Source organism: Cupriavidus sp. 05L411, assembly GCF_056398045.1.
In genome coordinates, this window is the sequence record NZ_JBFTOQ010000022.1 from 12,746 (window position 1) to 25,395 (window position 12,650).

Below are 12,650 nucleotides of genomic sequence, written 5' to 3' on the forward strand. Positions count from 1 at the left end.
TTTTACCGCTTGTGCCTTTGCGGCATCTGCCGGGTTTCTTTCGGGGTAACGCTCAATTGCGGCTATGGGGTACCGCGAGCGCCGGGTAGCGATCGGCCAGGTGGGCGGGCAATTCCACGTCGAGGATGAAGTGGTCCCCGCGATACCAGAAACACCCCGCCGTGAGCACCTTGCCGTCGATATCCAGCGTGGTGCGCACGATCTTGGCGATGGGCGCGGCAAAGCCGTAGGCCAGCGCGCGCGCCATCGCATAGTCGGCGGGTTCCACCGTCATGGTCTGGTGCATGATGCCAAGGCGCTCCCCCACGGCCTCGCGCAGCAGGCGGGCGATCTTGCGGTGCCTTTCACTGCCGCGCGGGAACTGGCTGAAGACGGACTCGGCCACGTACAGCTCGATCAGGCAGAACGGCTCGCCATCATGCACGTGCAGCTTGCGCAGCAGCACGTAGCGGCCCAGCGGCTCGCCGCGCGTGGGCAAGCCCGGCGGCAGGCTGACGTCCCTGCGTTTGTCCAGGATGCGGATTTCCAGCTCGCTGCCGCCGACCAGCTCGTTGTTGATCGCGGATCGCATGCCTTCGCTCGGCCCGGGCGGCTGGCCGGTGACGTGCGTGCCGCGCCCGCGCTGGCTGCTGACCAGGCCCTCCTCGGCCAGCACGGCAAAGGCCTGCCTGACGGTGACGCGGGCGATGCCGTAGGTCTGCGCAAGGCGCTCCACCGTGGGCAGCTGGTGCCCCAGCGGCCATTCGCCGGAGATGATCCGGTGGCGCAGCACGCTGGCTAGCTGCCGGTAGCGCGCCACGCCGCCCGTGCCATCGCCTGGCAGCGCATGCGCCTCGCCGCCGGGGGCCGCTGCTGAGTCGGCCGCGCGTGTTGCATTGCGCATCACGGCAGGCTCCTCGGCACCGTCATGGGCGTGGGCATGGGCATGGCCTGTAGTCTCTGCGTCATGCCTTTGCCGATCCGCGCGTGGTGCCCGCGGCCATCATGCGGTCGATGGCGGCGTCGTCATAGCCCACCTCGCGCAGCACCTCGCGGCTGTGCTCGCCCAGCGCGGGGGCGTGGCGCTGGCTGGTGGGCGGCGTGCCCGACCATTCGCTCGGGACCGCCATCTCGCGGATGCGGCCCACGCCCGGGTGGTCGGTCTCGCGAAAAAAGCCGATGTCGCGCAGATGCGGATCATCGAGCAGCGTTTCGAACGTGTGCATGGGAAACACCGGGATATCGGCCTCTTTGAGCAGCGCGCGCCATTCGTCCGTGGTGCGCTTGGCCATTTCGTCGCTGACCATCGCGTAAAGCTCCGTGATGTGGGCGGTGCGCGTGGTGATGCTGGCGAAGCGGGGATCGGTGTCGAACAAGCCGGCCTTGCCGATGGCCTTGAGGAAGGTGCGCCAGTGATGGTCGTGATAGATCAGGCAGCACACATGGCCGTCGCGCGTCTGGTAGGGCCGGCGCTCAGGCGACAGCAGGCGCGGATAGCCAAAGCCGCCGCGCGGCGGCACGAAGGTCTCGCCGTAAAGGTGGTCGCCCAGCACATAGGGCACCATGGTCTCGAACATCGGCACGTCCACGCGCTGGCCCTTGCCGGTGCGCGCTTGCGCGTACAGCGCGGCGCAGATCACGCCAAAGGCGTAGAGCCCTACCGAGCGGTCGGCAATGGTGATCGGGAGATAGCGCGGGATATCGCCGCTGCCCTTGGCCACCGCCTGGGGCAGGCCGCAGGCCGCCTGGATCAGGTCGTCGAACGCGGCCTGCGGCGCGTAGCGGCCGCGCTGCGAGAAGCCGAACATGCCGACATAGACCAGGCGCGGGTTCAGCGCGGACAGGGTCTCGTAGTCCAGCCCCAGGCGCTGCATGGCTTGCGGCCTGACGTTGTAGGCCAGCACGTCGGCGTCTTGCACCAGCCGCAGCAACGCCTCGCGCCCGTCTTCCGATTTGAGGTCCAGCACAACGCTGCGCTTGTTGCGGTTCAGGCCCAGGTAGAGCGGCCCCATCTTCTCGTCGCCGCACGGCCCGATGCCGCGCGTGACATCGCCCTCGGGCGACTCCACCTTGATCACGTCGGCGCCGAGGTCGCCCAGCATCTGCGTGGCCGAGGGGCCCATGAATACCGCTGTGATGTCCACCACCTTGACCCCGGACAGGGCGCCAGCCGTCATCTCCATCGTCTCCCCTCATCGCACGTTCGAATAGTTCTATGAATAGTTCTATGAATAGTTCTATGAATGGGACTATAGGAAAATAAAACGGATGGGACAAGGAAGGATCCGAACGCCGCCGGGTGCGGGGAACCTGGTCGAACAGCCCCTGCCGCCAGCCATTCGAGAAAACCCTCTAACCGCTTGACAATTTGTGCCGGTCTGTGCAGAAACACCCGTTTTTATGGGTCGTGTTATCCACAAATACTGTGGATAACAGGCACCTCGCTTCCCGCCAACCGGCTTGCAGCCGCCAATCCGGTCGGACTGCCTATTGTTTCAGCAACTTGAAGATTTTGTGGCACATTCATGGCATGGATGCCGTTGTCGAAGCCACGGGCGTCGATCGCCGCCCTTTGCTGGGTATCGCGCGGCGCACCGGCTGCTGCTTGCTGCTACTGCAGGAAATCTCCGTAGCGAGCGCGGATCTCTTCGAGATTGGCGAGCGTGCCGGAAAGATGCCGGCGCAGGCTGGCCTGGGCGGCGTCGGGGTCGCCGCTGGCGATCGCATCGATGATGGCAGTGTGATCCGCCACTACCGCGTTGGCCTTGCCGGCGATCGGCAGGTGCAGGCGGCGCAGGCGGTCCAGGTGGCCGCTCTGGCGGCGCACCAGCATCCACAGGTCCGGCACGCGGGCAGCTTCGTACATCTGGCGGTGGAAGGCCTGGTCGAACAGGGAGAACTCCGCGAAGTCCTGGGCGGCCAGCATGGCCTGCTGCCGCGCCACGCTCAGGCGCAGCCGCTCCACCAGCGCGGGGTCCGGTTGCTTGGCCAGCGTGCGCACGATTTCCACTTCCACGGAGCGCCGCAGGAAATGCGCCTGCTGGGCCAGCGCGATGCTGATGGGGCTGACCACCGTGGCGTGCTGCGGGAAGATATCGACCAGCCCTTCCTCGGCGAGGCGCATCAGGGCATCGCGCACCGGCGTCTGGCTGATGCCGTACTGCGCGGCGAGATCCGTGCGCGACAGCACCGTGCCGGGCGGCAGCGTCATGGAGATGATCATGTCCCGCATATGCTCGAACACCTGCGGCGCGGCATGCCGGGTGCGGTCGAACTGGAATTGAATCTGCGGGGCGGACAAGGTGGCTTCAGTGGCTTCAGTGGCTTCCATCGGGCGTTCTGGTTTCACTGCACGGGCGTGGTTTATCACGCACAAAGACGCTGTATTGCGCCTCATGGCAGCAGTTTAATGGAAAGCTTTACGGTTTGACACACTAATATATTAGTGCTTTAATCCTTCCGACGATATCAGATGTCGTATCTCTACCGCCCAGTTCTGGCACCGGAGGTCCGGCCCAATGACAACATCCGTGGAAGAGACAACATGACGTCACGAAAGAAGACGCCTGAGACCCTGCGCAGCGCGCGCTGGTTTGCCCCCGACGACCTGCGCTCCTCCGGGCACCGCTCGCGCATCATGCAGATGGGCTACTCGCCCGACGAATGGCTGGACCGCCCGATCATCGCGATCATCAACACGTGGTCCGACATCAATCCTTGCCACTCCCACTTCAAGCAGCGTGTCGACGATGTCAAGCGCGGCATCCTGCAGGCCGGCGGCTTCCCGATCGAGCTCCCCGCCATCTCGCTGTCGGAAAGCGCGGTCAAGCCCACCACCATGCTGTACCGGAACATGCTGGCGATGGAGGCGGAGGAACTGATCCGCTCCCACCCCATCGACGGCGCGGTGCTGATGGGCGGCTGCGACAAGACCACGCCGGGCCTGCTGATGGGCGCGTCGAGCGCGGGCGTACCGGCCATCTACGTGCCGGCCGGCCCGATGCTGCGCGGCAACTGGAAGGGCAATGTGCTGGGTTCYGGCTCCGACGCCTGGAAGTTCTGGGACGAGCGCCGCGCCGGCAATATCAGCAAGACCGAGTGGATCGGCATCGAGGGCGGCATCGCCCGCAGCCACGGCACCTGCATGACGATGGGCACGGCCAGCACCATGACTGCGATTGCCGAGGCCATCGGCATGACACTGCCGGGCGCTTCATCCATCCCGGCCGCCGACGCCAACCATATCCGCATGTGCTCCGAGGCCGGACGGCGCATCGTGGACATGGTGTGGGAGGACCTGACCCCGCAACGGATCCAGACGCGCGCCTCGTTTGAAAACGCCATCGCCGTGGCCATGGCAATGGGCTGCTCCACCAACGCCATCATCCACGTGATCGCCATGGCGCGCCGCGCCGGGCATGACATCGGGCTGGAGGATTTCGACAAGACCAGCCGCCACGTGCCGGTGATCGCCAATATCCGGCCCAGCGGCGACAAATACCTGATGGAGGATTTCTTCTACGCTGGCGGCCTGCCCGCGCTGATGAACCGCATCAGCGACAAGCTGCACCTGGATGCGCTGACCGTCACCGGCCGCACGCTGGGCGAAAACATCGCGGGTGCCGAGGTCTATAACGACGACGTGATCCGCACCAAGGACAACGCGCTGTACCAGGAGGGCGCGCTGGCCGTGCTCAAGGGCAATATCGCGCCGGACGGCTGCGTGATCAAGCCCAGCGCCTGCGAGAAACGGTTCTTCAAGCACACCGGCCCGGCGCTGGTGTTCGACGACTACCCGTCGATGAAGGAAGCGGTGGAGCGCGACGATCTCGACGTCACCGCCGACCACATCCTGATCCTGCGCAACGCCGGCCCGCAAGGCGGCCCGGGCATGCCGGAATGGGGCATGCTGCCCATCCCCAAGAAGCTGGTCCAGCAAGGCGTGCGGGACATGCTGCGCATGTCGGACGCGCGCATGAGCGGCACCAGCTACGGCGCCTGCATCCTGCACGTGTCGCCGGAATCGTATATCGGCGGCCCGTTCGCGCTGGTGCGCACCGGCGACATGATCTCGGTCGACATCGACCGGCGCAGCATCCACCTGGAGGTGTCCGACGAAGAGCTGGCGCGCCGCAAGGCCGCATGGACGCCGCCGCCGCCGCGCTTCGGGCGCGGCTATGGCTGGATGTTCTCCAAGCATATCCGGCAAGCCAACGACGGCTGCGACTTCGACTTCCTGCAAACCGATTTTGGCGCGCCTACGGGCGAACCCAGCATCTACTGATAGCGGACCCATCATGACCGATACCACGACCCAAGCCAGCAAGCTCAGCCAGCAGACCATCGACCAGTTCAAGACCGTCAGCACCGCCACGCTGTGCACGGCGCTGTTCAAGCGCGGCTTGCGCAACCAGTTCATCCAGGACGTGCATCCGCTCAATCCCGAGCGCGGCAACATGGTTGGCGAGGCCTTCACGCTGCGCTACATCCCGGCGCGCGAAGACCTGAACCCGATCTCGGTGTTCCTGGATCCGAACCATCCGCAACGCCAGGCGGTTGAGCAGTGCCCATCCGGCGCGGTGCTGGTGATCGACAGCCGCAAGGACGCGCGCGCGGCCTCCGCCGGCTCGATCCTGATCACGCGCCTGATGCAGCGCGGCGCGGCTGGCGTCGTCACCGATGGCGGCTTTCGCGATTCGCCGGAGATTGCCCGGCTGGCCATGCCGGCCTATCACCATCGCCCCTCCGCGCCGACCAACCTGACGCTGCACCAGGCCATCGAGATCAACGGCCCCATCGGCTGCGGCGACGTGGCGGTGTTCCCGGGCGACGTGGTGGTGGGCGATGCCGAAGGCGTGATCATCGTGCCGCGCCACCTGGCCGAGGAAATCGCGGCGGAAGCGGTGGAGATGACCGCGTTCGAAGACTTTGTCACGGAGGAAGTGATGAAGGGCCGCTCGATCATCGGCCTGTATCCGCCGACCCAGGAGCAAAGCCGGCTGGACTTTGCCGCCTGGCGCGAAGCCAAGGGCCGCTGAGCATCGCCGCCTGCCGGACCGTACAAGCCACGAACAAGCCAAAAACAAGCACATGAGCCAGCCGGCTCCCGACGCGAGGGGGCAAGGCGGCCACGGATGGAGACACGATGCATCACAACAAGCGAGGCGCGCTGCGCCGCGTTGCCGCCCTCGGTATGCTGGCCGCGGCCAGCGCCCTGCTCATGTTCAGTACCGGCGCGCAGGCCGAGGACAAATGGCCGTCGCGCCCGATCACCTGGGTGGTGCCATTCGCGGCGGGCGGCTCCACCGATATCGTCGCCCGCACCATCGGGCAGGAAATCTCGAAGGCGCTGGGCCAACCGGTGGTGGTCGAGAACCGGCCCGGTGCGGCCGGCGCGGTGGGCGCGGGCTACGTGGCGCGCGCCAAGCCGGATGGCTACACGCTGTTTGGCGGCACCATCAGCACGCATGCCATCAACGCGAGCCTGTACAAGAATCTCTCATACGACCCGGTCAAGGATTTCGAGCCGGTCTGCCTGATCGCCTACGTGCCCAACGTGCTGATGGTCGACGCCAAGCTGCCGATCAACAACGTGAAGGAGCTGATCGCCTATGCGAAGCGCCATCCGGGCCTGAGCTTCGCGTCGTCGGGCGCGGGCACTTCGACGCATCTGGCAGGTGAGCTGTTCGCCGACATGATCAAGGTGCCGATGACCCACGTGCCTTACAAGGGCAGCCCGCAGGCGATCCAGGACGTGGCCGCCGGCCTCGTTCCCTTTCTCTTTGACCAGCTGACCGCGGGCGACGCCATGATCAAGGCCGGCAAGCTGCGCGCGCTGGCCGTGACCTCGCCCAAGCGCTCCGCGCTGGCGCCCAATGTGCCGACCATGGCCGAGGCTGGCGTGCCGGGCTTCGAGATGGTGTCGTGGCAGGCGCTATACGCGCCGCACGGCACGCCCAAGGACGTGGTGCAGCGGCTGAACGCCGAAGTGGTGCGCGCGCTGAGGCAGCCCGCCGTGCAGCAACGCATGACGCAGCAACTGGGCATGGAAGTGGTGGGCAGCAGCCCCGCCGAACTCGCGGCGTTCATGGGCAAGGAGATCCCGCGCTGGGCCGAACTGGTGAAGAAATCGGGGGCGACGGCCAATTGATGGCTGGTCCGGCGTTGCCACGGTTTTCTCCCCTCTCCCACGACGTGGGAGAGGGGAACCGCGCAGTTGCGAAGTGATGCGTTGGCGCTATCGCTGCGCGTTGGATGGAAAGCACTAGACCGAATCCCGAATCAAAATCGCGCAGGAGACAACATGCACTTCTACACCAAGCCCATTGCCGCAGCGCTAGCGGGCATGGCGGCCGCACTCGCCTTGACCGCCCCCGCCACCCATGCCGCCGAAGCCAGCTACCCCACCAAGACCATCACCATCATCGTCCCCGCCTCCCCCGGCGGCGCCATCGATCTGGTAGCGCGGCTGGTGGGCCAGAAGATGACCGAAGCCTGGGGCCAGTCCGTGGTGGTGGACAACCGCCCCGGCGCCACCGGCATCATCGGCACCGACCTCGTCGCCAAGAGCCCGCCGGACGGGTACATGCTGGCGCTGGTGGCCAGCAGCCACGCCATCAATCCCAGCATGGTGAAGAAGCTGCCCTTCGACACCATCAAGAGCTTCGAGCCGGTGGCGCTGACCCACGTGGTGCCGCTGATGCTGGTGGTGTCCCCTTCCCTGCCGGTGACGTCCGTCAAGGAACTGATCGCCTACGGCAAGGCCAACCCGGGCAAGCTGTCGTTCGCGTCCAGCGGTTCGGGCGGCGCGCCGCATTTCTCGGGCGAGCTGTTCAAGAGCATGACGGGCATCGACATGGTCCACATCCCGTACAAGGGCAGCACGCTGGCGCATCCGGACCTGACCAGCGGCCGCGTGTCGCTGATGTTCGACACCGTTGCCGCCATCGGGCCGCAGGTCAAGGGCGGCAAGGTGCGCCCGCTGGCGGTGACGACCACCAAGCGCTCATCGGCCGCGCCGCAGGTGCCGACCATGGCGCAGGCCGGCTTGCCCGGCTATGAGACCAGCACCTGGGGTGGCGTGCTGGCCCCGGCCGGCACCCCCAAGGCGGTGGTGGACAAGCTCAACGCCGAGATCAACAAGGCGCTGGCTTCGCCCGACGTGCGCGAGCGCCTGCAGAACGCCGGCATCGAACCCGCAGGCGGCACGCCCGCGCAATTCGCCAGTTTCCTGCAGGTGGAAATGGGCAAGTGGGCCAAGGTGGCCAAGGATGCGGGCATCCAGCCCGAGTGAGTTGCCACCAGGCAGCCACCAACCCATGCGTGCCGGCGCCATGGCGCCCGGCCATCAAGCCGTACTTTCGGAGACAAAACATGCGCTCGCTCTACACCCCCACAATTAGCCGCCGCGCGGCCCTGGTCGCCCTGGCCATCGGCGCCTGGCTGCCCGCCGCGCAGGCCCAGCCCGGCGTTGCCTGGCCGACCAAGCCGGTGACCATCATCCTGCCGTTCGCCCCCGGTGGCGGCACCGACGTGGGCACCCGCCTGGTGGCGCTGCGGCTCTCGCAACTCTGGGGCCAGCCGGTACTGGTGGACAACCGCCCCGGGGCGGCCGGCAATGTCGGGCTGGACATCGTGTCCCGCGCCAAGCCGGATGGCTACACGCTGGTGGCCGGCAATGTCGGCACGCAATCGATCAATCCCTCGCTTTACAAGAAGCTCAACTATGACCCGGCCGCCTTCGTGCCGGTCAGCCTGATGGCGGAGTTGCCCTTTGCCCTGGTGGTAACGCCCAAACTGCCGGCCAGGAACCCGAAGGAACTGGTGGCGCTGGCCAAGGCGCAGCCCGGCAAGCTGACCTATGCCAGCTCGGGCAGCGGCGGCTCGCCGCATCTGTCGGCCGAGATCTTCAAGGCAGCTACCGGCACCGACCTGCTGCATGTGCCCTACAAGGGCGGCGGCGCGGCCATGACCGACCTGATGGCAGGCAATGTGGACATGCTGTTTGCCTCGATCCTGGAAACCGCCGGCCATGTGAAATCCGGCAAGCTGCGCGCGCTGGCCGTGACCAGCAAGGTCCGCTCGCCCGCGCTGCCGGATGTGCCAACGCTGGCAGAGGCGGGCATCGCCGGCGCCGAGTCGGGATCTTGGGTCGGCCTGCTGGCGCCGGCCGGCACGCCCAAGGACATCGTCGACAAGATCGCCGCTGGCGTGAAGGAAGTGGTGGCGATGCCGGCGGTGAAGGAGCAACTGATTGCGCAAGGCGCCATTCCCGTGGGCAGCACGCCCACGCAGTTCGCCGACCTGATAGCCACGGATCGCAAGCGCTACGCCAGGATCATCCAGGACAACAAGCTCAGCGCGGACTGAATCAAGCACCGCCGGACCACCATCACCATTTTCACCATTTGGACCTCTTCTCATGAAACCACGCCTTGCCCAGCACGGACGCTTGCCCGCCGCGCTTGAAGCCAGCCTGGCCGAGCACTACGACGTCCACCCGCTGTGGGCCGAGACCGATCCCGCCGCCTTCCTCGCCAGCCACGGCGGCGAGTTCGCCGCACTGACCACGCGCGCCGCGATCGGCGTCGACGCTGCGATGATCGCGGCCATGCCAAAGCTGAAGGTTATCTCCAGCTTTGGCGTGGGCCTCGACAAGATCGATCTGGACGCCGCACGCGCGCGCGGCATCGCCGTTGGCTATACGCCCGACGTGCTCAACGATTGCGTGGCCGATACGGCCTTCGGCCTGCTGATGGACGTGGCGCGCGGCTTCAGCGCGGCCGACCGCTTCGTGCGGCGCGGCGAGTGGCCAAAGGCGCAGTTCCCGCTCGCCACCCGCGTCAGCGGCAAGCGCATGGGCATCGTCGGCATGGGCCGCATCGGACGCGTCATTGCCCGACGCGGCGCGGGCTTCGACATGGAAGTGCGCTACCACAGCCGCCGCCCCGCGCAGGATGCGCCCTACCGCCATGAGCCCTCCCTGACCGAGCTGGCCAGGTGGGCGGACTTCCTGGTCATCGCCACCGCCGGCGGCCCCGAGACGCGGCACCTGGTATCGGCCAAGGTACTCGACGCGCTGGGCCCGAAAGGCTTCCTGATCAATATCGCGCGCGGCACCGTGGTCGACGAAAACGCGCTGGTGGATGCGCTGGTGCAGGGGCGCATTGCAGGCGCCGGGCTGGATGTGTTCGAGAACGAGCCGCAGGTGCCGCAGGCGCTGTTCGCGCTGGACAACGTCGTGCTGCTGCCGCATATCGCCAGCGCCACGCACGAGACGCGCAATGCGATGGCGGATCTGGTGTTTGAAAACCTGCAGGCTTTCTTTGCCAATGGGGCGGTGAAAGCCTCGGCGGTGTAGAGCGGTTAGATCGACGTTAAGGGGGGGGAGGGGGGGACGACGCAGGCCAACGCCGCGCGCCGCCCCCGCGCTCAGAAGGGCTTTGACAACGCCACGTAGAAGCTGCGCCGCGGTGCATACTGCGGCGCGCCCACCCCAATGCCGGTCCCGTCGCGCAACGGGTAGTTGCGATCGAACAGGTTGATCACCGTCAGCCGGACTTTGAATTTGCCGATGACCGGTGCATCGAAGGCGTGTCCGGCGCCCACGTTGACCTGGAAGTAGGCGCCCAGGTGATTGGTGTTGGCGAAGCCGTTGCGCAAGCCGCTGCCGAACAGCGCATCCGCACTCAGCAGCGTGCCGTGCCACGTGTACGAGGTACCGAACGAGCCCGCCACCGTCTGGTCGTGGTCGAGATGGACCCAGTTGCTGGCGATATACGCCAGCTCATCCGCGCCGAAATGGAACTGCCCGGTCTCGACCCCCTTGGCCAAGGCGCGCGAAACGCCCAGGTTGGCATAAGCGGCGAAGCTCCCCTGCCGGTAGTTGGCCGTGCCCTCCAGCCCGTAGATCTTGCCTTGGTCGTAGTTGAACGAGGAGAAGATCAGCGCGTTGCCGAACTGCCCTTCGTCCTGCAGGTGGCGCACCTTGCGGTAGTAGGCATCCAGCCCCAGCGTGAGGTTGCGCGTGGCCTGGTGCGACACGCCAAGGTCGAAGTAATCCGAGCGCTCCGAGCGCACGGCCGTGTTGGCGTCCGACGGCAAGGCGTTGGTGGTGCCGGCGAAGCTGGCCACCGAGGTGGTGTCGATCTTCTCGGTCGCCGGCGGCGTGAAGTAACGCGCGTAGCCGGCATGCAGGCGGGTCACGTTGGTGAGATCGTAAGTCAGCCCCACGCGCGGGCTGAGCTGCTGCTCGCTGACAACCGTGTTGACGTGGTCATACCGCGCGCCGTAGTTGACCGTCAGCTTGTCGGTGGCCTTCCACTCGTCCTGCAGGTAAAAGCCCAGCGTGGTGCCGGTATTGCTGGTGTTGTCCACGATGGTGAATGGCACCCCGCTGGTCTGGTTGCCGTTGGCGTCGGCAGGCAGCACGCTGGAGGTGTTGTCCACGCCGTAGTGCTCGCGCTGCACGAACACGCCGGTGCGCAGCGTGTGGCTGGGGTTGAGCACGTAGCTGCCGTCGGCCTGCACGCCGTAGGCTTCGTTGCTGCGCGTGATGTTGGCGGCAACGCCGGTGTAGGCCAGGTCGCCGATCGGGTCCGGGTTGTAGTCGACGCGGCTGGTGCGATGGAACAGCGACACCTGGAAATCGAGCGCGGACGATACCTTGTTCTGGTACGAGAGGATCTGGAAATCGGTCTTCTCGCGCTGGTTGGCGTTGAGCTGGTCGGAGGGCGGCGTGACCACGCCGTCGATGGTAAACGACGGCGACAGGCCCGGCCGGTTCGGAATCTGGAAGCGGTTGTCAGCGCTGCCAAACATGAAGCTCACCCGGCTGTCCGGATTGATCAGGTAGGACAGCGTGCCGAATGCCTTGCCCTGGTCGGTGTGATCGTGTATGGCATTGCGCCCGGCGGCGGGGTTCTCGATGCCGAGGTTGTTCTCGACAAAGGAGCCGCTCAGGAAATAGCTCCACGGCCCTTTGGCCCCCTGCACATAGCCGTTGAGCTCATGGTCGGCGTGGCTGCCGAAGACCGTGCCGATCTCGCCGCCGAAGGCCTTGGGCTGCCCCTCTTCGTCGGCGGCCGCGCCCTTGGTGCGGATGTCCACGATGCCCGCCGTGCGAAAACCGTACTGCGCCGGCAGCGCCCCGGTGATCAGCTTGATCTCGTCAGCGAAGCGCGTATCCAGCATTTGCCCGAAGCCGCTGATCGGCTCGGGAATGATGACGCCGTTGATGCGGTATTGCAGGTTGGCGTGGTCGCCGCGCACGTGCAACTGGCCAAAGGAGTCCTGCACCACGCCGGGGGCTTGCAGCAGGACCTGGTTCAGCGGCGTGTTTTCGCCCTGGGGCAGCGCGTTGATGTCCTCGCTATCGAAGCGATAGACCGAGCTGCCGGTCTCGGGCGACAAGGCATTGCGCGCCTCGTCGAGACGCTTGGCGGTGACCACGACGGCATTCAGGGCCTTGTCGCTGGCGGCCTGCGCGGGAGCCGATGGCGAGGATGGCGAGGAAGCGGGCGGGTCGGCCGGCGACGACTGCGCGTGGGCGGACAGGGCAAGCGCCGACGCGGCGCCGGCCGCGATGGCTCGAAGCGGAAAACGGGACATGGGGTGCCTCTGATGGAATGGGAATGTCGCGCACGGCCTTCAGGCCCGCGCGCATGCACTAA

The 12,650-nt window shown here is 66.4% G+C and carries 10 protein-coding genes; 6 read left to right on the plus strand and 4 right to left on the minus strand.

Annotated features, from left to right (window positions below):
• Nucleotides 1-52 precede the first annotated feature (52 nt).
• The 3 genes from AC1DQR_RS23880 to AC1DQR_RS23890 form a co-directional block, all read right to left on the minus strand.
• Entirely contained in the window at nucleotides 53-883 is an 831-nt protein-coding gene (locus AC1DQR_RS23880) for a GntR family transcriptional regulator (RefSeq protein WP_477133906.1), read from the minus strand.
• A 61-nt stretch (nucleotides 884-944) separates the two neighbouring features.
• Entirely contained in the window at nucleotides 945-2,162 is a 1,218-nt protein-coding gene (locus tag AC1DQR_RS23885; RefSeq protein ID WP_416050631.1) for a CaiB/BaiF CoA transferase family protein, read from the minus strand.
• Nucleotides 2,163-2,590: 428 nt separating this feature from the next.
• A complete protein-coding gene (locus AC1DQR_RS23890) occupies nucleotides 2,591-3,310 on the minus strand; it encodes a GntR family transcriptional regulator (protein WP_477133907.1) in 720 nt (239 codons plus the stop codon).
• Nucleotides 3,311-3,523: 213 nt separating this feature from the next.
• Between AC1DQR_RS23890 and araD the strand changes: the two genes are divergently transcribed.
• The 6 genes from araD to AC1DQR_RS23920 all read left to right on the plus strand — a co-directional run bounded on the left by araD (nucleotide 3,524) and on the right by AC1DQR_RS23920 (nucleotide 10,339).
• Entirely contained in the window at nucleotides 3,524-5,263 is a 1,740-nt protein-coding gene (gene araD, locus AC1DQR_RS23895) for an L-arabinonate dehydratase (RefSeq protein ID WP_416050633.1), read from the plus strand.
• Nucleotides 5,264-5,276: 13 nt separating this feature from the next.
• Nucleotides 5,277-6,017 carry a ribonuclease activity regulator RraA gene (locus AC1DQR_RS23900; protein WP_416050634.1) on the plus strand — a complete coding sequence of 247 codons (741 nt, stop codon included), beginning with the start codon at nucleotides 5,277-5,279 and terminating at the stop codon, nucleotides 6,015-6,017.
• 107 nt (nucleotides 6,018-6,124) lie between these two features.
• A complete protein-coding gene (locus AC1DQR_RS23905) occupies nucleotides 6,125-7,129 on the plus strand; it encodes a Bug family tripartite tricarboxylate transporter substrate binding protein (protein ID WP_416050635.1) in 1,005 nt (334 codons plus the stop codon).
• A 153-nt stretch (nucleotides 7,130-7,282) separates the two neighbouring features.
• Nucleotides 7,283-8,272, plus strand: coding sequence for a tripartite tricarboxylate transporter substrate binding protein (locus tag AC1DQR_RS23910; protein ID WP_416050636.1), 990 nt, complete (start codon nucleotides 7,283-7,285; stop codon nucleotides 8,270-8,272).
• Nucleotides 8,273-8,352: 80 nt separating this feature from the next.
• Complete coding sequence (locus AC1DQR_RS23915; RefSeq protein WP_477133908.1) at nucleotides 8,353-9,348, plus strand: Bug family tripartite tricarboxylate transporter substrate binding protein; 996 nt, start codon at nucleotides 8,353-8,355, stop codon at nucleotides 9,346-9,348.
• Between the two features lie 52 nt (nucleotides 9,349-9,400).
• Nucleotides 9,401-10,339 (plus strand): 2-hydroxyacid dehydrogenase, encoded by a 939-nt coding sequence (locus tag AC1DQR_RS23920; RefSeq protein ID WP_477133909.1) that lies wholly within the window; start codon nucleotides 9,401-9,403, stop codon nucleotides 10,337-10,339.
• Between the two features lie 71 nt (nucleotides 10,340-10,410).
• On the opposite strand, the gene AC1DQR_RS23925 is transcribed toward AC1DQR_RS23920, so the two are convergent.
• Complete coding sequence (locus tag AC1DQR_RS23925) at nucleotides 10,411-12,588, minus strand: TonB-dependent receptor (protein WP_477133910.1); 2,178 nt, start codon at nucleotides 12,586-12,588, stop codon at nucleotides 10,411-10,413.
• Nucleotides 12,589-12,650: the final 62 nt, after the last annotated feature.